This is a genomic window from Streptomyces sp. NPDC020801 (assembly GCF_044334385.1).
Classification (GTDB): Bacteria; Actinomycetota; Actinomycetes; order Streptomycetales; family Streptomycetaceae; genus Streptomyces.
The window spans coordinates 283,567-302,395 of the sequence record NZ_JBIRST010000003.1; the positions used below are offsets into that span (position 1 = coordinate 283,567).

The 18,829-nt window shown below is 72.5% G+C and carries 18 protein-coding genes and 1 pseudogene; 9 read left to right on the top strand and 10 right to left on the bottom strand.

Features of this window, described 5'->3' with window-relative positions; genetic code table 11:
• Window positions 1-159: 159 nt before the first annotated feature.
• From ACH4UM_RS08700 to ACH4UM_RS08715, 4 genes are all read right to left on the bottom strand, one after another.
• Window positions 160-2,226, bottom strand: coding sequence for a TerD family protein (locus ACH4UM_RS08700; RefSeq protein WP_398175505.1), 2,067 nt, complete (start codon window positions 2,224-2,226; stop codon window positions 160-162).
• A 54-nt stretch (window positions 2,227-2,280) separates the two neighbouring features.
• Window positions 2,281-2,859 (bottom strand): TerD family protein, encoded by a 579-nt coding sequence (locus tag ACH4UM_RS08705; protein WP_398175507.1) that lies wholly within the window; start codon window positions 2,857-2,859, stop codon window positions 2,281-2,283.
• 193 nt (window positions 2,860-3,052) lie between these two features.
• The gene (gene uvrB, locus ACH4UM_RS08710) at window positions 3,053-5,209 is read right to left on the bottom strand and encodes an excinuclease ABC subunit UvrB (RefSeq protein WP_398175509.1); all 2,157 of its coding nucleotides are present in this window, start codon (window positions 5,207-5,209) and stop codon (window positions 3,053-3,055) included.
• A gap of 40 nt (window positions 5,210-5,249) precedes the next feature.
• On the bottom strand, window positions 5,250-6,119 hold the full coding sequence (locus tag ACH4UM_RS08715) for an MHYT domain-containing protein (RefSeq protein ID WP_398175511.1): 870 nt from the start codon (window positions 6,117-6,119) through the stop codon (window positions 5,250-5,252).
• Between the two features lie 278 nt (window positions 6,120-6,397).
• Here ACH4UM_RS08715 and ACH4UM_RS08720 point away from each other — a divergent pair, with 278 nt between their 5' ends.
• Together ACH4UM_RS08720 and ACH4UM_RS08725 are read left to right on the top strand one after the other, a co-directional pair.
• Window positions 6,398-7,270 (top strand): glycerophosphodiester phosphodiesterase, encoded by an 873-nt coding sequence (locus ACH4UM_RS08720; protein WP_398175513.1) that lies wholly within the window; start codon window positions 6,398-6,400, stop codon window positions 7,268-7,270.
• Between the two features lie 115 nt (window positions 7,271-7,385).
• On the top strand, window positions 7,386-7,976 hold the full coding sequence (locus ACH4UM_RS08725) for a methylated-DNA--[protein]-cysteine S-methyltransferase (protein WP_398175515.1): 591 nt from the start codon (window positions 7,386-7,388) through the stop codon (window positions 7,974-7,976).
• A 33-nt stretch (window positions 7,977-8,009) separates the two neighbouring features.
• Here ACH4UM_RS08725 and ACH4UM_RS08730 read toward each other — a convergent pair whose 3' ends face one another.
• On the bottom strand, window positions 8,010-8,438 hold the full coding sequence (locus ACH4UM_RS08730) for a VOC family protein (RefSeq protein WP_398175517.1): 429 nt from the start codon (window positions 8,436-8,438) through the stop codon (window positions 8,010-8,012).
• 100 nt (window positions 8,439-8,538) lie between these two features.
• Between ACH4UM_RS08730 and ACH4UM_RS08735 the strand changes: the two genes are divergently transcribed.
• Window positions 8,539-9,444: a pseudouridine-5'-phosphate glycosidase gene (locus ACH4UM_RS08735; protein WP_398175519.1), complete on the top strand. Its 906-nt coding sequence runs from the start codon at window positions 8,539-8,541 to the stop codon at window positions 9,442-9,444.
• Between the two features lie 116 nt (window positions 9,445-9,560).
• On the top strand, window positions 9,561-10,451 hold the full coding sequence (locus tag ACH4UM_RS08740; RefSeq protein ID WP_398175913.1) for a carbohydrate kinase family protein: 891 nt from the start codon (window positions 9,561-9,563) through the stop codon (window positions 10,449-10,451).
• Window positions 10,452-10,489: 38 nt separating this feature from the next.
• Here ACH4UM_RS08740 and ACH4UM_RS08745 read toward each other — a convergent pair whose 3' ends face one another.
• Window positions 10,490-11,284: a methyltransferase domain-containing protein gene (locus ACH4UM_RS08745; protein WP_398175521.1), complete on the bottom strand. Its 795-nt coding sequence runs from the start codon at window positions 11,282-11,284 to the stop codon at window positions 10,490-10,492.
• Window positions 11,285-11,612: 328 nt separating this feature from the next.
• Here ACH4UM_RS08745 and ACH4UM_RS08750 point away from each other — a divergent pair.
• A pseudogene (locus tag ACH4UM_RS08750) lies at window positions 11,613-11,729 on the top strand (magnesium transporter CorA); the annotation flags it as partial.
• A gap of 19 nt (window positions 11,730-11,748) precedes the next feature.
• Here ACH4UM_RS08750 and ACH4UM_RS08755 read toward each other — a convergent pair.
• Window positions 11,749-12,390, bottom strand: a complete 642-nt coding sequence (locus tag ACH4UM_RS08755; RefSeq protein ID WP_398175523.1) for a uridine kinase — start codon at window positions 12,388-12,390, stop codon at window positions 11,749-11,751.
• Window positions 12,391-12,447: 57 nt separating this feature from the next.
• On the opposite strand from ACH4UM_RS08755, the gene ACH4UM_RS08760 reads away from it, so the two are divergent.
• Window positions 12,448-13,170: a DUF2293 domain-containing protein gene (locus ACH4UM_RS08760; protein ID WP_398175525.1), complete on the top strand. Its 723-nt coding sequence runs from the start codon at window positions 12,448-12,450 to the stop codon at window positions 13,168-13,170.
• A gap of 139 nt (window positions 13,171-13,309) precedes the next feature.
• The gene (locus ACH4UM_RS08765) at window positions 13,310-14,797 is read left to right on the top strand and encodes a glutamate synthase subunit beta (protein ID WP_398175527.1); all 1,488 of its coding nucleotides are present in this window, start codon (window positions 13,310-13,312) and stop codon (window positions 14,795-14,797) included.
• A gap of 151 nt (window positions 14,798-14,948) precedes the next feature.
• Here ACH4UM_RS08765 and ACH4UM_RS08770 read toward each other — a convergent pair whose 3' ends face one another.
• The 3 genes from ACH4UM_RS08770 to ACH4UM_RS08780 all read right to left on the bottom strand — a co-directional run bounded on the left by ACH4UM_RS08770 (window position 14,949) and on the right by ACH4UM_RS08780 (window position 17,036).
• Window positions 14,949-15,815 (bottom strand): SAM-dependent methyltransferase, encoded by an 867-nt coding sequence (locus tag ACH4UM_RS08770; protein WP_398175529.1) that lies wholly within the window; start codon window positions 15,813-15,815, stop codon window positions 14,949-14,951.
• Window positions 15,816-15,899: 84 nt separating this feature from the next.
• A complete protein-coding gene (locus tag ACH4UM_RS08775; protein WP_398175531.1) occupies window positions 15,900-16,175 on the bottom strand; it encodes a DUF397 domain-containing protein in 276 nt (91 codons plus the stop codon).
• Window positions 16,176-17,036, bottom strand: coding sequence for a helix-turn-helix domain-containing protein (locus ACH4UM_RS08780; protein ID WP_398175533.1), 861 nt, complete (start codon window positions 17,034-17,036; stop codon window positions 16,176-16,178).
• A 292-nt stretch (window positions 17,037-17,328) separates the two neighbouring features.
• Here ACH4UM_RS08780 and ACH4UM_RS08785 point away from each other — a divergent pair, with 292 nt between their 5' ends.
• Complete coding sequence (locus ACH4UM_RS08785; RefSeq protein WP_398175535.1) at window positions 17,329-18,240, top strand: ATP-binding protein; 912 nt, start codon at window positions 17,329-17,331, stop codon at window positions 18,238-18,240.
• On the top strand, window positions 18,231-18,698 hold the full coding sequence (locus ACH4UM_RS08790) for a hypothetical protein (protein ID WP_398175537.1): 468 nt from the start codon (window positions 18,231-18,233) through the stop codon (window positions 18,696-18,698). Before ACH4UM_RS08785 ends, ACH4UM_RS08790 begins: the two co-directional genes overlap by 10 nt.
• The last annotated feature ends 131 nt before the right edge of the window (window positions 18,699-18,829 follow it).

Here is an 18,829-nt window from a genome sequence, read left to right on the forward strand (position 1 = left end):
AACCGTATTGACGGGTGCGCCGCAGCAGTCGGGGAATACTCCCCTCCGTACGGAAAACAGTACCCGAATCACCAAGGGAAGGTAAAGGGATAGGCAAAGAAAACGCCAAATGCGCTGGTCACGTTACTTTACGTATCCCTGGCGCGCTGGTCCGCGCGGTCATCCGTTCCAGTCGCGGCGGGCGGTCGCTACCTGGGTGAGCACATGCTGGAGCACCTGGCTGCCCGGCGGCACCCGTGGCGGCTCGTAGGTCCAGGCGTGCCCCACCCAGGGGTCGGCGAGGTGGTCGTCGGGGACCGGCGTGAGTCGCAGCAGCGAACGCCACAGCGGATCGAGCAACGGGCCGTAGGCGGCGGCGTCCTCCCGGTCGGCGACCATCATCAGGTGGACACCGGCGGCCGGTCCCTCGTCCGCGAGGTAGCGCAGCTGGGTCACGGCCCGGTCGTCGAAGCCGTGCGGGAAGTCGTTGACGATCAGCAATTGCCCGGAGGTGTCGAAGCCCGGCGGCAGTGCGTCGGGGGCACCGCCGCGCACGGCCATCTGCACCAGGTCCACCCGCTGGGTGAGCCGGCCCAGGACGTCCGCGACCCCCGCTGCGCCGCTCGCGGGCGGGCCCGCGAGCACACCGGTCCGCACCAGCGGGTCGAGCGCCCGTGCCGCGGACCCGGCCGGGTCGACGATGTGCACGCCGAACTCGCCCGCCGGATGGGCGGCCAGCAGCCGGGCCGTGTGCACCACGGCCGTCTCCATCGCCAGCCGCCGCAGCTCCTCCTCGTCGGTGAACGCGTCGTCGGACTGCACCGGGCGTCCGCTGTCGATCCACAGACCGCGCTCCAGCGGCAGCCGGACCAGCATGGGGATGCGCAGGGACGGGGTCTCGGGCAGGTTGAGGTCGCCGAGGCGTACCGCCATGGGAATCTCCATCGGCACCCGGTAGCCGTGCCAGACCGGGTTGTCCCAGCCCGCGTACGCCGGTGGCAGCGCGGGCTCGACGACCTCGGACTCGGCGGTGAGCTGGGCGAGGTCGCGGTCGAGTACCGCTCGGGCCTGGTCGACGAGCTGCGCGTGTCTGGCGTGCGCCGCCTCCCGTGCGGCATCGCCGTGTCCGCCGAGCCGGCTGCGTGGATCGGACAGGACCTGGTCGAGTTCCTTCTCCCTGCGGGAGTCGGCGAAGTCGACGGCGCTGCGATAGGCGGCCATGGTACGGGCCAGGTCTTCGAACATGCCCCAGACCTGGTTGTAGAGCCGCTCCTCCATGGACCAGCCGGTGGCGTCCCCCGCGACGGGCTGCGCGGGCCGGCCGGGCGCGGCCGCGGGAGCGGTCGGCGCGGGCGGCGGAGGGGCCGCGGTCTGCCGCCGCGGGTGGCTGTAGTCGATGGGGCTGCCGGCGGGTGCCGGCGGCTGGGGGCCGGCCGTGGGGTCCGGCGTTCCGGGCCCGCCGGGGTACGGCGGCTGTGGCGCCCCGCCTTCAGGGTGCGGCGAAAGCGATGCAGGCTGCCCGGACGGACTGGAGGCGTGGCTGCCGTACGGGGCGGCGGGCTGGGTCGGCATGGTGCCCGGGGCGGCCTGGGACGACGCCGGATCGCCCTGGTCCGGCCCGTGTGCCGGAGCGGCCGCAAGCCGGGAGCGGCCACCGTCCGCCGAACGCGGCGGAGGGGACGCCACTGAGCGGGCCAGGCCCCGGGCCACCGCCTCGTCGACGGTACGCGCCAGGTGCTGCGCCTGGGGCAGTGCCTGGTCGGCGAGGAGTTCGGCGAGGCCGCCCGCGTATCCCTGGCCGACGGCGCGGACCTTCCAGGCGTCCTGTCGGCGGTAGAGCTCCAGGGCGATCACGGCGGTCTCGGCATCCAGGCCGGTGATGGTGTAGCTGGCGAGCTCGCCGCCGTCGACGCCGGTCACCGCGACGAAGGGGGCGGCGACCGCGCCGAACCGGGCCGGGCCCGCGGCCGTGGCGGGCAGGGCGAGCAGCACGGCGACGCGGTGCACGGCGGCCGGCACCGCGTCCAAGTCGACGGCGAGCCGGTGGCCGGCGGCCGCCTGCCGGGACACCTCGAGCCCGGGCAGGACGGGAGCGCCGGGGTGGACCACCCCTTCGGTGCCCCGGACCCTGCCGTGCTCGTCGCCGAGCGTGGCCGCGGCGATGAGCGGTGTGCCGGCCGAGATCCTGATCTCCAGACGAACCTCGGAGAGCGGGTGGTTCTGCCCCCGCACCAGCTCGGCCGTCATCGCCTTCGTCCCCCTGTGTCGCGTGGTATGTCGCGGGCCGTTCGCCGGCCCGTCCTACAGGTGCGGCAGGACCGTGGGCATCAGGTCCTGGAAGGTGCGGCCGTTGGCCGGGACACCGAGGGCCGTCATGGTCCAGCCGGCGCCCGCGCGGTGCACCTTCGCCATGATCTGGGCGGTGTAGTTGCCACCGCCCGCGAGGGTGTAGCGCGCGAGCTCCTGGCCGTTGGTCTCGTCGACCAGGCGGCAGAAGGCGTTCTGCACCTCCTGGAAGGTCTGGCCGGTGAAGGAGTTCACGGTGAAGACGATCTGGTCGACGTGGACCGGGACGCGCTGCAGGTCCACGAGGATCGCCTCGTCGTCGCCGCCCTGGCCCGCACCGCCGACGAGGTTGTCACCGGTGTGACGCACGGAGCCGTCGTCGCTCACCAGATGGCGGAAGAAGACGACGTCGACCGGCTGCTTGTCGGCGAACAGCACGGCGGAGGCGTCGAGGTCGATCTCGCGCGTACGCGAGCCGAACAGGCCTCGGCGGGGGGCCGCCTGCCAGCCGAGACCCATGCGGACCGCGGTCAGGCTGCCCCCGTCGTTCTTCTGCAGACTGATGGCCTGACCCTTGGCCATGTTGACGGTCACGGCTGATTCCCCTCTCGAACTGCTCCCCTGTTGCCGCCTATTGCGCGGTTGCCAAGAACCCTACGCAGAGGCACTGACATCGCCGCACACCGGTCCGCACTTTGTGTCGGTCTTGCAACACAGCGCATGCGGAGGGCGCCCGGCCCGCTCCGGCCCACTCGGGACGGGACGGGCCGGAGCATCTCGGGCGAGCTCAGGCCAGGCCCGCTTCGCGCATCTGGCGCAGTTCCTTCTTCATCTCGGAGACCTCGTCGCGCAGCCGGGCCGCGACCTCGAACTGCAGGTCGGCCGCGGCGGCACGCATCCGGGCCGTCATGTCCTCGATCTGTTCGGCGAGCTGGGCCGCGGGCCGGTCGGTCGGCACCGTCTCCTGCGCCTTGCCCTTGGCGGACTTGGCGGCCTTCGTCGCCCTGGCGCCCTTGGCCGCCTTGTCGCCGAGGGAGGGCACCGGGGCCTTGGCACCCTTGCCGTCCTTCGTCCTGCGGTAGCCGGAGCCGAGCAGTTGCTCGGTGTCCACCTCTTCGCGGGCGATCTGCGCGACGATGTCGTTGATCTTCTTGCGCAGGGGCTGCGGGTCGATGCCGTTCGCCGTGTTGTAGGCGATCTGCTTCTCCCGGCGCCGGTTGGTCTCCTCGATGGCCTTCTCCATCGCCGGGGTGATCTTGTCGGCGTACATGTGGACCTGGCCGGAGACGTTGCGCGCCGCGCGGCCGATGGTCTGGATGAGCGAGGTGCCGGAGCGCAGGAAGCCCTCCTTGTCGGCGTCGAGGATCGCCACCAGGGACACCTCGGGCAGGTCCAGGCCCTCACGCAGCAGGTTGATGCCGACCAGGACGTCGAACTCGCCGGAGCGCAGCTCGCGCAGCAGCTCGACGCGGCGCAGGGTGTCGACGTCGCTGTGCAGATAGCGCACCTGGATGCCGAGTTCGAGGAAGTAGTCCGTGAGGTCCTCGGCCATCTTCTTGGTGAGCGTGGTGACCAGGACGCGCTCGTCCTTCCCCACCCGCTCCCGGATCTCGTGCACCAGGTCGTCGATCTGCCCCTCGGTGGGCTTGACGACGACCTGGGGGTCGACGAGGCCAGTGGGGCGGATGATCTGCTCGACCTGACTGTCCGAGCGCGAGAGCTCGTACTGCCCCGGGGTCGCCGACAGGTACACCGTCTGGCCGATGCGCTTTTGGAACTCCTCCCACTTCAGCGGGCGGTTGTCGAGGGCGGAGGGCAGGCGGAAGCCGTGCTCCACGAGGGTGCGCTTGCGGGAGGCGTCGCCCTCGTACATGGCGCCGATCTGGGGCACGGTGACGTGCGACTCGTCGATGACGAGCAGGAAGTCGTCCGGGAAGTAGTCCAGCAGCGTGTTGGGCGGGGTGCCGGGGGCGCGGTCGTCGAAGTGCATGGAGTAGTTCTCCACGCCGGAGCAGGTGCCGATCTGGCGGAGCATCTCGATGTCGTAGGTGGTGCGCATCCGCAGCCGCTGGGCCTCCAGGAGCTTGCCCTGCTTCTCCAGCTCGGTGAGGCGCTCGGCCAGCTCCTTCTCGATGCCGTTGACGGCCCGCTCCATGCGCTCCGGGCCCGCGATGTAGTGCGAGGCGGGGAACACGTAGAGCTGCTGGTCGTCGCTGATGATCTCGCCGGTGAGCGGATGCAGGGTGGACAGCGCCTCGATCTCGTCGCCGAACATCTCGATGCGGACGGCCAGCTCCTCGTAGACCGGGAAGATCTCGACGGTGTCCCCGCGCACCCGGAAGGTGCCGCGGGTGAAGGCCATGTCGTTGCGCGTGTACTGGATGTCCACGAAGCGGCGCAGCAGCTGGTCCCGGTCGATCTCGTCGCCGACCCGGAGGGGAACCATGCGGTCCACGTACTCCTGCGGTGTCCCGAGGCCGTAGATGCACGAGACCGAGGCGACCACGATGACGTCGCGGCGGGTGAGCAGCGAGTTGGTCGCGGAGTGGCGCAGCCGCTCGACCTCCTCGTTGATGGAGGAGTCCTTCTCGATGTACGTGTCCGACTGCGGGACGTAGGCCTCGGGCTGGTAGTAGTCGTAGTACGAGACGAAGTACTCGACGGCGTTGTTGGGCAGGAGCTCCCGGAACTCGTTCGCCAGCTGGGCGGCCAGTGTCTTGTTCGGCGCCATCACGAGCGTCGGGCGCTGGAGCTTCTCGATCATCCACGCCGTGGTGGCGGACTTGCCGGTGCCGGTGGCACCGAGCAGGACGACGTCCTTCTCGCCTGCCTCGATGCGCCGGGCGAGCTCGGCGATGGCCTGCGGCTGGTCGCCGCTGGGCTGGTAGGGACTGACGACCTCGAAGGGCGCCACCGTGCGTTCGATGTGAGAGACGGGCCGCATGCCATCCACCGTACGACCCGCCACTGACAACGGGCCCGGATCACCGGTTCTGCGGGGCTCGGGGGCCCTGCCGGCCCTCGGGCCGGCGGGAGCGGACCGCGGGGCGGCGGGCGGAGTGCGCGACCAGTTCGCGCGCCGGTACGCCCGGCTTGTGCTCGACGGGGGTCCAGTCCGGCTTGCCCATGACCATCAGCGGGTCGAACATCACGACGACGCCGGCGAGGAGCAGGAAGGCGAGCGGGCCGACCAGCGTGGGTGCGAGCAGCGCGGCCGGTGAGTCGCCGCCGGTGGGCGTCGCTCCGGTGCGGTGCAGGTGGACGGTGAGCGCGGCCATGCCCACGTAGTGCATGCCGCTGACGGCCAGTCCCATCACGAGGCTCGCGCCCACGCTCCACAGGAACCCACGGACCCGGCCGGCCGCCCACAGCGCCGCGGTCGCGGCGACGACGGCTATGACGACGGAGGCGGCCACGGTGAGCGTGTTGTACTCGAACCTGCCGTCGAGCCGCATCCCGGCCATTCCCAGGTAGTGCATCGAGGCGACGCCCAGGCCGGTGATGGTGCCCCCGGTGAACAGCGCGGAGCCGGTAGCGCCCTTGTAGCCGACGATGAAGATCCCCACGCCGACCATGACGACGGCGACCGCCAGGCTGGCGTACGTGGTCGGCCGGTCGTAGTGGATGGGCGCCTCCTTGACCGTGAAGCCCATCATCGCGACGAAGTGCATGGTCCAGATGCCGGAGCCGATCGCGGCCGCGCCGAGCGCCAGCCAGCCGGGGCGCCAGGAGTGGGCGACAAGCAGGGCACGGGTGGTGCAGCGCAGGCCGAGGGCCCCGCCCAGGCAGGCCATGAGGTAGGCCACCAGCGGGGTGACGAGGCCGTAGCTGAATCCGTCGACCGTGCCTTGCATGCGCGGTTGCCCTTCCGCCCTCTTGCGTCCCGGAATGCCGTGAAGTGTGCCCCCGCCCCAGAACCGCGCACACGGTCCGGGTGACGCAGAGAGTATGACCCCCACCGGAATGGTCGAACGATTTTCCGGCAAAGAAACACGTCCTTGCCGCAGATGTGCGGCATCGGTGAGCGGACTTGGGCAACTCCATTCGATCCGTGGCCGTCCTGCACCCACCGTCGTTGACTCTCTGCTGTCAGTCTTGTACTTTCCGTTACCGATCAATGCGAGGAGTACGCATGCACGCGTGCGCAGTCGCCGCCACGACCACCGCGCTCCTGGGGATCACCCTGCTCTCCCCCGCCTCCGGAGTCCGGGTGGCCGGCACCTACGCGCGGCCCCTGGTCGTCGCGCACCGGGGCGCCTCCGCCTACGCCCCCGAGAACACCCTTCCCGCGATCGACAAGGCGGCCGCGCTCGGCTTCTCCTGGGTGGAGAACGACGTGCAGCGCACCAAGGACGGGGAGCTCGTCGTCATCCACGACGACGGCCTCCAGCGGACCACGAACGTCGAGCAGGTATTCCCGGGCCGGGCGCCCTGGAAGGTGAAGGACTTCACCGCCGCGGAGATCGCGCGGCTGGACGCGGGCAGCTGGTTCGGCCCGGCGTACGCCGGCACGCGGGTGCCCACACTGATGCAGTACATGCGCCGGGTGGAGCACAACCACGAGAAGCTGCTTCTGGAGATCAAGAACCCCGAGCTCTATCCGGGCATCGAGCGGCAGACCCTGAAGCTGCTGGGCAACGAGGGCTGGCTCGACCACCGCCATCTGGCGAACCGCCTGATCGTGCAGAGCTTCAGCGCCGACAGCGTGCGCATCGTGCACGACCTCAAGCCCGCTGTCCGAACCGCCTTCCTCGGCCGGCCGGCGGTGGCGGACCTGCACCGGTACGCGGGCTTCGTGGACCTGATCAATCCGTCCTACGGCACGCTCTCCGCCGGTTACGTCTCGACCGTCCACGCGCATCCGGGGCCGCACGGCGACCCGCTGAAGGTCTTCGCCTGGACCGTGAACGACGCCCCCCACGCCCGGACGGTCGCCGGCTACGGCGTCGACGGCATCATCACCAACAAGCCGGACCTGGTGCGCGCGGCGCTGGACGCCTCCTGAACCCCGGCTCCGGGTCCCCCGCACTCCTACGGCTCCCATCCGCCGACCGGCCGACCGGCCGAGGCCGCGGCGCAGGTCACCGGGCGCTGTCAGTGGCGGCCCGTACGGTGGTCGCATGGACAGCCACGAGCAGGACGTTCAGGGCGAGCACCGCGTGCACGACGAGCAGGGTGAGCAGCAGGTCGTGTGGGCCGTGGTGGGCACCGGCATCGGTCCGCTGCTGCTGGCCGCGACACCCGGCGGCCTGGTCAACGTCGTGTTCCACGCCACCGGCGAGGTGCGCGACCGGGCACTGGCCCGACTGGCGTCCAGGCTGGGCACCGAGCCGGTCCAGGCGCCCGGCTCCCCGCTGCTGGCGGAGGCGATACGCCAGCTGGAGGCGTACTTCGCGGGCGAGCGGCGGGACTTCGAGCTGCCACTGGACTGGTCCTTGATCTCGGGCTTCAACCGGCAGGTGCTGCGCGCCCTGGCGTCCGGCGTCCCGTACGGCACGGTTGTCGGGTACGGAGATCTCGCCGGCCGGGTCGGCCAGCCGGGCGCGGCCCAGGCGGTGGGCGTGGCGATGGGTTCCAACCCGCTGCCCGTCGTCGTGCCGTGCCATCGGGTCGTCGAGAGCGACGGAGGCATCGGGGGTTTCGGCGGCGGCCTGGAGACCAAGCGCAGGCTGCTGGCCCTGGAGGGGGTGCTGCCCGAGCCGCTGTTCTGAGGCAGGGCGACGGCTCCGGCCCGTGTGGGCGGGCTACTCGTAGTGCCGGGCCTCGAAGACGTTCCCGTCCGGGTCGCGGAAGTAGAAGCTGCGCACGGCCTTTCCACGGGCGCCGAAGGAGCCGTACGAGAAGCCGGACACGGGGACGGCGTGGTCCTCCAGCCGCGCGCGCAGCGCGTCGAACTCGTGGGCCGGCAGGGACAGACAGACGTGGTTGACCGGGTGCCCCGCGCTGTCGACGGCGCCGGGGAGCATGTTCATGTACTGCGCCAGGCCGAGCGGCGCGAGGTCGAGGATCGTCTCCTCGTTGAGGCGTACGGAGGGGAAGGACGCCTCTCCCGCGACGAACTCGGCCACCCTGACCGGCTCCAGGCCGACCGTCCTGTCGTAGAAGCCGGCCGCGGCGACCGGGTCGCGCACCCAGAGGACGACGTGGTCGAGACGCCTCGTGTGGTCCGTCATGTGTTCCAGGCTGGTGCCGCGCCGCATTGCCCGCAAGGGTTTGGCCGGGGTCGCGGCCCGCCAGAGATGAGGGGGAGAGCGACAGACGGGAGGCAGGCGCGTGCTGGTGGTGTCCGAAGAGGTACGGGAGGCGCTCGCCGCGCGCCGTCCGGTGGTGGCCCTGGAGTCCACGATCATCGCCCATGGGCTGCCGCGCCCGCGCAATCTCCAGGTGGCGCTCGAACTGGAGGACGCGGTGCGGCAGGAGGGGGCCGTCCCCGCGACGATCGCGGTGCTGGACGGGCACCCGCACATCGGTCTGGACAAGCAGCAGCTGGAGCGGGTCGCGAACGAGGAGGGGATTCGCAAGCTCGGCCACCGCGACCTGCCGCTCGCCATGGCGGCGGGCGCGAGCGGGGCGACCACGGTGTCGGCGACCGCGCTGCTGGCGGCCCTGGCTGGTGTCCGGGTGTTCGCGACGGGCGGGCTCGGCGGGGTGCACCGGGAGTGGACGGTGACCCAGGACGAGTCCGCCGACCTGGGGTTGCTGGCGCGTACCCGGATCACGGTCGTGTGTGCCGGGGTGAAGTCGATCCTGGACGTGCCGGCGACGCTGCAGCGGCTGGAGACGCTGGGGGTGGCCGTGGCCGGTTACGGCACGGACCGCTTCCCCGGCTTCTATCTCTCCGACTCCGGTCATCCGGTCGACTGGACGCTGCGGACACCCGAGGAGGTGGCCGAGGTCATGCGGGCACAGAACGCGCTGAGGGCCCCCGAGTCGGCGCTGATCGTCGCCAACCCCGTACCCGAGGAGGAGCAGCTCGATCCCGGACTGCACGCGCGCGTGCTCGCCGACGCGCTGCACGCGTGCGCGCAGCAGGGCGTCGCAGGTCAGGCGGTCACGCCGTTTCTGCTCGACTACCTGGTGCGGCACACGGACGGCGCCTCGCTGCGCGCCAATCTGGCTGCCGTGCGCGGCAACGTACGGCTGGCGGGACGGATCGCGGCGGCCTGGACGCGCGTGTGACGGCGGGGGGTGAGGGGTCCCCGGAAGCGGACGGGACGGAAGCGGGCTGGACACGCGCGGGCGGGACGCGGGCGGGTGGTGCCGGGTGCGGGGCGGCCACGTCCAGGAGCAGCGCGCTGCTGGTGGTCGGCGACGTCGTGACGGATGTCGTCGCACGGCATGAGGGGCCGCTCGCGCCCGGCACCGACACCGCCGCCGCGATCCGGACGGTGCCGGGCGGCGCGGGAGCCAACGTGGCCTGCTGGGCGGCCCACCGGGGGTGCCCCGAGGTGCGGCTGCTCGGGCGGGTCGGTGCGGACGCAGCCGCCTGGCACGAGCGGGAGCTGATCGCCGCGGGGGTGCGTCCCCGGCTCGTGGTCGACCCGGAGGCGCCGACCGGGACGGTGATCTGCCTGGTCGACAAGGCGTCCGCCGCCGAGCGTACGTTCCTCACCGACAGCGGGGCGTCTTTGCGACTGGAGCCCGGGGACTGGTCGGAGTCGCTGCTCGACGGGGTGGCCCGGCTGCACCTGTCGGGCTATCTGCTCTTCTCCGAGCCGAGCCGGGCACTGGTGACCGTCGCCGTCGCATCGGCTCGCGCGCGTGGTGTACCGGTGAGCCTGGATCCGGCGTCGGCGGGTTTCCTCGTCGCGCTGGGCGTGGACCGGTTCCTGGCGCTCGTCGAAGGGGTGGACGTGCTGTTGCCCAGCCGCGACGAGGCGTGCCTGCTGACGGGGTTGCCCGATCCGGTGGACGCGGTGGCCAAGCTGAGCCGGCACATCCCGCTGGTGGTGGCCAAGCAGGGTGCCGACGGAGCGCTGGTGGCCCGCTCGGGCGCCGTGTGCGCCCGCGTGCCCGCCGTTCCCGCGGCGCTCCGGGACACCACGGGCGCCGGCGACGCCTTCACGGGAGCGTTCCTCGCCGCGCTGCTCACGGGCGCCGGGCCCGAGGCCGCCGCGGCGGAGGGCTGCCGGGCCGGTGCGCTGGCGGTGGCACGGGTGGGCGGGAGGCCTCCCTGCCGCCGCTGAGCGAAGGAGCCGGCCGGCCAGGCGATCTGCGGTGTGCTCTACGCCTTGCAGCCCCACGCCGAGATCATCGGGGCCGTCGTCAGGTCCATGGTGCCGGAGGCCACGTTGGCCAGGTGGCGGTCGATCTCCTCGTCGGTCGCCAGGCCCGCGGCGACGAGCCGGTGGCGGATCTGGCGGACCGTGGCGGACTCCAGGGCGGCGCAGGCGGGCGAGGTGACCGGGAAGTACGCATCGGCCTCCACCTGACGCAGCCCCGCCTCGCGCAGCAGGCGTGGCAGCCTGCGTCCGTACGACAGGTCGGCCCCGCGGTCGGCGAGCAGCCGGCGGAAGCCGTGCCGCAGCCGGTTGGCCAGTTCCTGCTCCGGGCCGTGTTCGTCGGGGCAGAGCAGGGGCTGCAGCGCCGGGTCGGCGTCCTCCAGCAGGAGCCGCCCACCGGGGCGCAGCGCCTCGATCATGGACCGCAGAGCCCGTTCCCGGTCCCGGACGTGGACCAGCACGAGCCGGGCGTGCACCAGGTCGAAGTCCTTCCCCGGCGGTTCTTCGGCGCCCACGTCGTGGACCAGCACCTCGACCGGCGGCCGGCCGGCCGTGGCGACCTCAGAGGTGTCGATGTCGGTCGCGACGACCCTGCCGCCGGGACCGACCCGCCCGGCGAGCCAGGAGACGACGGATGTGCCGCCGACGCCGACCTCCCAGCACCGCCATCCGGGTCCGACACCGAGAGCGTCGAGATGGCGGAACGTCGTGGGGTCGAAGAGGGAGGAGAAGGCGTCGAAGCGCTCACCCGCCTCGGTCTGCCGGTTGTCGAGCAGATATCCGTCGCTGTGGCTCATGCCGGGATCATCCCAGTCGCCCGGTGCCGGATCGGTGACGGCAGCCGAGCGGGGGCACCCGCAGGCGCGGCGTCGGCCCCTCCGCAGGCATGGCACCGGCGCCGTCCAGCAGCGCGACACCGATGCGTCGACGGGCGCGACGCCGGACCTTCCGGCGGGCGCAACACCCGTCCGTCCACAGGCGGGAACAAAGCGGAATGTCCCGTTTCCACAGGCTTACCCGCCGCCCGCCGCGGCCTGGCAGACTGGCGCGCCAGGGCGCAGGAGTGCGGCGCGGGGAGATCCACGCAAGGAGGTCCACACGCAAGGAGATCCAAAGGAGATCCAGATGTCCATGGCAGGGAATCTGCGGAAGGTCACGGGCCTCGACAGGGTCGGCGGCCTCCGAAAGGTGGCGCGGCCGGCCCGGCGGCGCCACCGGGCCGATCCGAGCCATCACGGCCGGCTGTGAACGCGGTCGCCGCTCAGCTCCGCCAGGCCGGACGGCGTGGGTCGGCGGCGCGCACCAGGACGTCGGCCGTGGCGGCCGGGTCGGTCTCGGCCTCGTAGCGCTCGAAGGCGGGCAGCGTCCAGTGCTCCGCCTCGGGGGTACGGCGGCGAAGGGCGCCCGGGGAGAGGAGGACGTGGACGCTCAGGTCGAAGGGGAACCAGTGCCGCAGGAGGAGGGGGCCGTGCAGCAACAGCAGGCCGCCGGACGGGAGGTGGACGTAGGGGCTGCGGGTGGCGCGGTCGGTGGCCGGGTCCCACAGGTCGGGCAGGACACGGCCGTTGCCGCCGGGTTCGAGCGGCCCGAAGACCTCGCGCCACAGGGCTCCGGTGTCGAGCCAGCCGCCGTAGTACGACTCCGGGTCCCGGTGGCCGTGTTCCAGCCGGAGGGAGGCCGGGCGCAGAAAGCCCTCGGCCGCCACGACCAGCGAGGGACGGCCGCGTAGCCGCAGCGCCTGCGAGACACGCTCGGCCAGCTCGCCCGGGCGGGCGGCGGGGGCGCCGTCGAAGGCGACGCGCGGCCAGGGGCTGCCGTCGCCGGCCTTCAGGTCGAGCAGACGCCCCGCGAGGAGGTCGGCGAGCCGTTCCCAGGTGATCGCTTCGAGTCGCACACGGCCCATGATGCGTCAGGAGCGGACCCGGGTGCGCCGGGGTGAGCGCCGGGGAATGAACCCCGCATGGCACCCCGCACGCATCCTGCCCCGGCTCCCCCGTCGCCGACTCCCCTGCCCCGCAACGGACTTGTCGTCGTCCAGCCGCTGCGGCGCAAGCACTGCGCCCAGTGCCGTCGTGGGCCGCAGCCCCTGCTCGTCCTGGAGGAGGGCGTGCCCCGCTGCATGGACTGCGCGGACCTCGGGCACCTGGTGTTCCTGCCGCGCGGCGACGCCGCGCTGACGCGCAGGTCGCGGGAGGAGAGCACGCTGTCCGCGGTGGTGCTGCGGTTCAACCGGCGCAGAAGCCGTTACGAGCGGCAGGGGGTCCTGGTGGAGGAGGCGGCGCTCGCCCGGGCCGAGGAGCGGTGTCTGGCAGACGCCGAGGCCCGGCGCCGGCGGCGGGCGCGGGACGCCCGGCGGCGGGCGGCGCAGGACGTGCGGTTCACGGACGTCTTCGCGGCGAAGATCCGGCAGCTGTACCCCGGCTGCCCGGCCGACCGTGCCCGGGCCATCGCGGGGCACGCCTCGGCGCGCGGCAGCGGGCGGGTAGGGCGCAGCGCGGCGGGACGGGCGCTGTCCGAGGGGGCGGTCACCTCGGCCGTCGCGGCGTCCGTACGGCATCTGGACACGCCGTACGACCAGCTTCTGATGGCCGGGGTGGCGCGGCCCGAGGCGCGGCGCCGGATCGCGCCGGGTGTGCAGTCGGTGCTGCGGGCGTGGCGGGAGCCGGAGGCGGGGACCGGCTGAGACGCGGGCCGGCGCGCCCCGCCTGGAGAAAGCGCTGTCGGCACACTCTGCGCGTGGGACCGGTGGGACGTATCGTGGCCGAAAGAGTGCCGCCCGATGTCGCACGGCCTCGTCGCACGCGTACGCGAGGGAGACGGCCATGGCCGATCCCAAGGGTTTCATGACCACACCCCGCCGGGAGTGGCCCCGCAGGCCCGTCGAGGAGCGGGTCCGGGACTGGAACGAGGTCTATGTTCCCGGAGCCCTGCTGCCGATCATCAGCAAGCAGGCCGACCGGTGCATGGACTGCGGCGTCCCGTTCTGCCACGACGCCTGCCCGCTGGGAAATCTCATCCCCGAGTGGAACGACCTGGTCTCCCGGGAGGACTGGCGGGCGGCGAGCGACCGCCTGCACGCCACCAACAACTTTCCCGAGTTCACGGGCCGGTTGTGTCCGGCGCCGTGCGAGGCCGGATGCGTGCTCGCGATCAACCAGCCTGCCGTCACCATCAAGAACGTCGAGTGCGCCATCGCCGACCGGGCCTGGGAGGAGGGGTTCACCCCGCCGAGTCCGCCGGACCGGCTGTCCGGGCGGACCGTGGCGGTGATCGGTTCGGGGCCGACCGGGCTCGCCGCGGCCCAGCAGCTGACCCGCGCGGGACACACGGTCGCCGTGTACGAGAAGGACGACAGGCTCGGCGGCCTGATGCGGTACGGCATCCCCGCCTTCAAGATGGAGAAGCACCACCTGGAGCGGCGGCTGGAGCAGATGCGGGCGGAGGGGACCAAGTTCCGTACGTCCACCACTGTCGGGAGGGACGTGGGAGCCGCGGAGCTGCGTGCGCGCTACGACGCCGTGGTGATCGCCACCGGAGCCACGGCGTGGCGGGAACTCCCCGTGGCCGGACGGGAGTTGGCCGGCATACACCAGGCGATGGAGTATCTGCCACTGGCCAACCGGGTGTGCGCGGGCGACATCGAGGCGTCGCCCCTGTCCGCGGCGGGCAGGCACGTCGTCATCGTCGGCGGCGGCGACACGGGGGCCGACTGCCTGGGCACGGCGGTGCGGGAGGGGGCGGCGTCCGTGACCCAGCTGGACATCTACGCCCAGCCGGGTGCGGAGCGCGACGAGGACGTCGAGCCATGGCCCACGTATCCGAAGATCTACCGCCTGTCGGCCGCGCACCAGGAGGCCGGTGACCTGCGGACGGCGCCCGCCGCGGACGCCGACGCACGGCTGTTCGCGGCGTCGACGCTCCGCCTCACCGGTGACGCGGACGGGCATGTGCGCTCACTGCACCTGGTGGAGGTGGACGCGCAGCGGCGTCCGCTGCCGGGCACGGGCCGGACACTCCCGGCGGACCTGGTGCTGCTCGCGCTCGGCTTCTCGGGGCCGGACCGGGCGGACGGGCTCATGGACCAGCTGGGACTGGAGCTCACACCGCGCGGCACGATCGCGCGGGACGCCGGCTTCGCGACGAACGTCCCCGGCGTGTTCGCGGCCGGGGACGCCGCGCGCGGCCAGTCGCTGATCGTGTGGGCGATCGCGGAGGGCCGGGCGGTGGCGGCGGCCGTCGACCGCCACCTGACCGGCAGTTCGAGGCTTCCGGCACCGATCGGGCCGTACGACAGGCCGATGACTGTCTAGCCGTCACGGCTCCGGCGGGGAGGCCGGGCCTCGCCGTCAGGACACCGGCAGGAAGGCCGGGCACGGCCCTCGCCGTCAGGATCGGGGCACCGGCCGAGGGGCCGGGCCTCGCAGTCAGGGCCAGGCCGCCGGCTGGGGGCCGGTCTCGCGGTCAGGGTTTGCGGGCCACCGCGCCGTAGCCCGGGATGACCCCGTCGTCCTGGCCGGGCACCGGCTCGCCCAGCTCGGGGTGCCACTTGTGTACCACCTCGACGCCGGGCTCGACGAGTTCCAGCCCGTCGAAGAAGCGGGTGAACTCCTCGCGGGAGCGCAGTGCCAGGGTGACCCCGGCCGCCTTCAGCTTCTCGGTGGCCGCAGCCGATTCCTCGGGGGTGAAGTCTGCGGTGGCGTGGGTCATCATCAGGTGGCTGCCGGAGGGGAGTTCGGCGAGCAGCCGGCTCACCAGCTCGTGCGCGCCGTCCTCGTCCGGCACGAAGTGCAGCAGGGCGACCAGCGACAGGGCCACCGGACGGCGGAAGTCCAGGACCTTCCTGGCCCCTTCGACGATGGTCGCCGGGTCGCGGACGTCCGCCTGCAGGTACTCCGTCACGCCCTCGGGTGTGCTGCGCAGCAGGGCGGCCGCGTGCGCGAGGACGATCGGGTCGTTGTCGCAGTAGACGACGCGTGCGTCGGGCGCGACCCGCTGGGCGACCTGGTGCAGGTTCGGCTCGGTCGGGATGCCGGTGCCGATGTCCAGAAACTGCCGTACGCCGTCCCTGGCGAGCCAGCGGGTGGCCCGGTGCATGAAGGCGCGGTTGACCCGGGCCATCACCGGCACGCGCGGGTCGAGAGCCAGCATCTGACGCCCCATCGCCTCGTCGACGGGGTAGTTGTCCTTGCCGCCGAGGTACCAGTCGTACATCCGGGCGGGATGGGGCTTGCCGGTGTCGATCCCGGCGGCGCCGGTGGGGTCGGGCCCGGTCGTGCCGGTCGCGGCAGTCGCGGCAGTCGTGCCGGTCGTGCCGGTCGTCGCGGTCATGAGGCACTCCGTGGGCGTCTGAATGAAACGATGATCAAGTCGGTACCAGCATAAGGAGGTTGAGCCAATGAAAAGGAACCGCGTTCAGGACAGGAGGAAGTCGGCCTCCCCCGCCTTCGCGCCCTCGATGAAGGCGGTCATCTCGTCGGTCGTGTAGATGAGGGCCGGTCCGTCCGGGTCGGTGGACTGGCGCACCGCGATCCGGCCGTCGGCCAGCTTCATCGCCTCCAGGCAGTTGCCTCCGTTGCCACCGCTCCACGGTTTGTGCCAGCCCTCGCTGCCCAGCTCCCGCGCGGGCATGCCGTTGTAGATCCGCTCGCCGCGGAGGTGCGGCTTGGGCTGGGACGTGATGCGATCCATTCACAGCTCCTTGCGGAGATCCCGGAGGATCTCCTTCGTGCGATGTGCCGTAGCGGCCTTCGCCGCCATGCGGTCCATGACCTCGAGGTGGGCCGCCACCTCGCTGCGCGCGTCCAGGTAGACGGCGCCGGTCAGGTACTCGCTGTAGACCATGTCCGGCAGTTCGGGCATGGCGAATCGGAACAGCACGAAGGGCCCGTACGTGCCGGGGTGCGGCCCCGAGGAGAACCGGGCGACCTGCAGCGTCACGTTGGGCAGCTTCGTGGCCTCGAGCAGTCTGCCGATCTGAGCACGCATCACCTCCGGGCCGCCGACCGGGCGGCGGAGTACGGTCTCGTCCAGCACCGCCCAGAACCTGGGGGCGTCGGGACGGGTGAGCAGTTCCTGGCGTTCCATGCGCAGCGCGACATGCCGCTCGATGTCCTCGGGGCTGGTCTGACCGATGGCACCGGACCGGAGCACCCCGCGCGCGTAGTCCTCGGTCTGCAGCAGTCCGGGCACGAAGTGGGGCTCGTAGGACCGGATGAGGGCGGCGGCGCCCTCCAGGCTGACGTACATCGAGAACCAGCCCGGCAGGATGTCGTGGAACCGCTGCCACCAGCCCGGGCGGTTGGCGTCCTCGGCCAGTTGCACGAAGGCGTCGGCCTCGTCGTCACAGACGCCGTACGCCTTCAGCAGCAGCTGGAGGTAGGGGATTTTGAAGGCGACCTCGGCCATCTCCATGCGGCGGACCGTGGCGGGGGCGACACGCAGGATGCGGGCGGCCTCCTCGCGCTTGAGTCCCGCGCGTTCCCGGAGGTCGAGCAGGCGCCGGCCGAGCACGACCTGCCCGACGGTCGGCGCGGACCGCGGCTCGCTCACGCTCCCACCTCCAACAAGGGTGCTGCTACGACAAGAAGTCCTGCTCCGGCACGGATACCGCACCCACGAGGCACCCTGACGGTCCTGCACGGTCACACACGGTCCTGCACAGCCCTGCGGCGCCATTCGAAGACCTATTCGAAGACCCGGCGGATCCTCGGCGATCCCAACTGGCGCCGCGCGACGTGCTGTTGCGAGCAGTGTGCCACGGCCTCTCACCGCGTCACACAGCACTCTGCATTTTTCACAGTGACACTTGCCAAGTGTTCACGCCGGGGCGATAGTGGCAAGCGTGATTCCGTCCCCGCCCTTAGGAACAGACGCCGCCGCGGGCCTCGTCGGCCCCGGTGCCACCACGGGAGCGGGCCCCGGCGGGGCCGTTGCCGAGCGCAAGTTCCGCTTCGAACTGGCCGCGCACCCCGGTTCTCCCGCACAGGCCAGACGCCTGGCCCGGGCCCGGCTGACCGGCTGGGCGGTGTGCGAGGACACCTGCGACACCGCGGCCCTGGTCGTCTCCGAGCTGGTCACCAACGCCATCGTGCACACCGCGAGCAGCCGTGTCGTCTGCGAGCTGCGCGACGGCGGCGAGCTGGTCCGCATAGCCGTGCATGACGAGGGATGCGCACCGGGTGAGCCGCACCCGTCCCCTCAGCGACCCGAGGAGGAGCACGGGAGGGGACTGCTCCTCGTCGACGCCCTCTGCCGCGCCTGGGGCGCGCAGGAGGACGGCCCGGGGCTGGTGGTGTGGGCCGAGCTCGCCCGCGGGGCCGCCGCCCCTCGCAACGCGCACGGGGTGGCGAACGACCGACGGGAGCCGTACGGGACCCACGAATACGACGACCGGCCGGGCTCGCACAAGGCCCGTGACGGACAGCAGGACCCGTACGAGGCCAGGGGCGACCTGGGCTGGGGCGCCCGCCCGAAGCCGGGACCGCCCCGCGCGCCGAGCGACGAGGACGCCACGCAGGCCCACCACCGGGCCGCGGTCGCGGTCGGGCACCAGGCGCACCGCAGCGACACAGGCACCCAGCAGGCGCACCACGGCGACGCGGGCATCCTGCACGCCCTCCACGGCAACACCGGCACTCCGCACCCGCACCCGCACTTGCACCCGCACCACGGCAGCGCCGGCACTCCGCACCCGCACCCCACCGACCAGGGCGATCCGCAGGCGCACCAGGGAACGGGGGCCGTATGGCAGTGAGCGGTGTCTCCGGCACCGGTCAGGTGATCAGTCTGGACACGCTCGTACGCCTGGGCCGCGGCCTGCGCACGCCCGGCCGGCCCGGCGCGTTCGGCACCACCCGGCGGCTGTCCCTGCCCGAGGGAATGACGGCCCCGCTGGGCTGCGACGCGGTGGTGGTGCCCGCGCACTTCGGCCCCCTGCTGATGCCCCGGCTGCCCCGTGTGGGGTGCGTCTACGCCGACGAGGCGCACTGGTGGTGGATCGTCCCCGCCGACTCCGACTACGCCCTCAGATGGCCCGCCCCCGCGCACTACGCCACCGGCGCAGTGCTCCCCGGCGCCCCGCGGGCCCCGCTCCCCGGCCTCGTCCACCGCCCGGAGGGAGCGGTGCCGTACACCCCGCCGATCCCCCTGTACCTGGCGCTGTGCCGGGTGACCGGGACGACCCCGGCGTGGTCCCGCACGATCAGCGCGTGAGTCACCGGCCCACGTTCTCCTTCCCTCCCGTCCCCCACCGCGCGCCCGCGCGCTTCGCCCGGCCGGCCGTGCGCCCTGCCCCGCGGGATCCCGCCCGGCGATAGTGACCGTTCGTCGGACGATCGGGGGAG

Coding starts and splice junctions, on each gene's coding strand:
- ACH4UM_RS08700 (WP_398175505.1), bottom strand. CDS start 2,226: ATGACGGCCGAGCTGGTGCGGGGGCAGAACCACCCGCTCTCCGAGGTT.
- ACH4UM_RS08765 (WP_398175527.1), top strand. CDS start 13,310: ATGGCCGATCCCAAGGGTTTCATGACCACACCCCGCCGGGAGTGGCCC.
- ACH4UM_RS08745 (WP_398175521.1), bottom strand. CDS start 11,284: ATGAGCCACAGCGACGGATATCTGCTCGACAACCGGCAGACCGAGGCG.
- ACH4UM_RS08755 (WP_398175523.1), bottom strand. CDS start 12,390: ATGGGCCGTGTGCGACTCGAAGCGATCACCTGGGAACGGCTCGCCGAC.
- ACH4UM_RS08720 (WP_398175513.1), top strand. CDS start 6,398: ATGCACGCGTGCGCAGTCGCCGCCACGACCACCGCGCTCCTGGGGATC.
- uvrB (WP_398175509.1), bottom strand. CDS start 5,209: ATGCGGCCCGTCTCTCACATCGAACGCACGGTGGCGCCCTTCGAGGTC.
- ACH4UM_RS08730 (WP_398175517.1), bottom strand. CDS start 8,438: ATGACGGACCACACGAGGCGTCTCGACCACGTCGTCCTCTGGGTGCGC.
- ACH4UM_RS08760 (WP_398175525.1), top strand. CDS start 12,448: ATGGCACCCCGCACGCATCCTGCCCCGGCTCCCCCGTCGCCGACTCCC.
- ACH4UM_RS08775 (WP_398175531.1), bottom strand. CDS start 16,175: ATGGATCGCATCACGTCCCAGCCCAAGCCGCACCTCCGCGGCGAGCGG.
- ACH4UM_RS08770 (WP_398175529.1), bottom strand. CDS start 15,815: ATGACCGCGACGACCGGCACGACCGGCACGACTGCCGCGACTGCCGCG.
- ACH4UM_RS08790 (WP_398175537.1), top strand. CDS start 18,231: ATGGCAGTGAGCGGTGTCTCCGGCACCGGTCAGGTGATCAGTCTGGAC.
- ACH4UM_RS08725 (WP_398175515.1), top strand. CDS start 7,386: ATGGACAGCCACGAGCAGGACGTTCAGGGCGAGCACCGCGTGCACGAC.
- ACH4UM_RS08715 (WP_398175511.1), bottom strand. CDS start 6,119: ATGCAAGGCACGGTCGACGGATTCAGCTACGGCCTCGTCACCCCGCTG.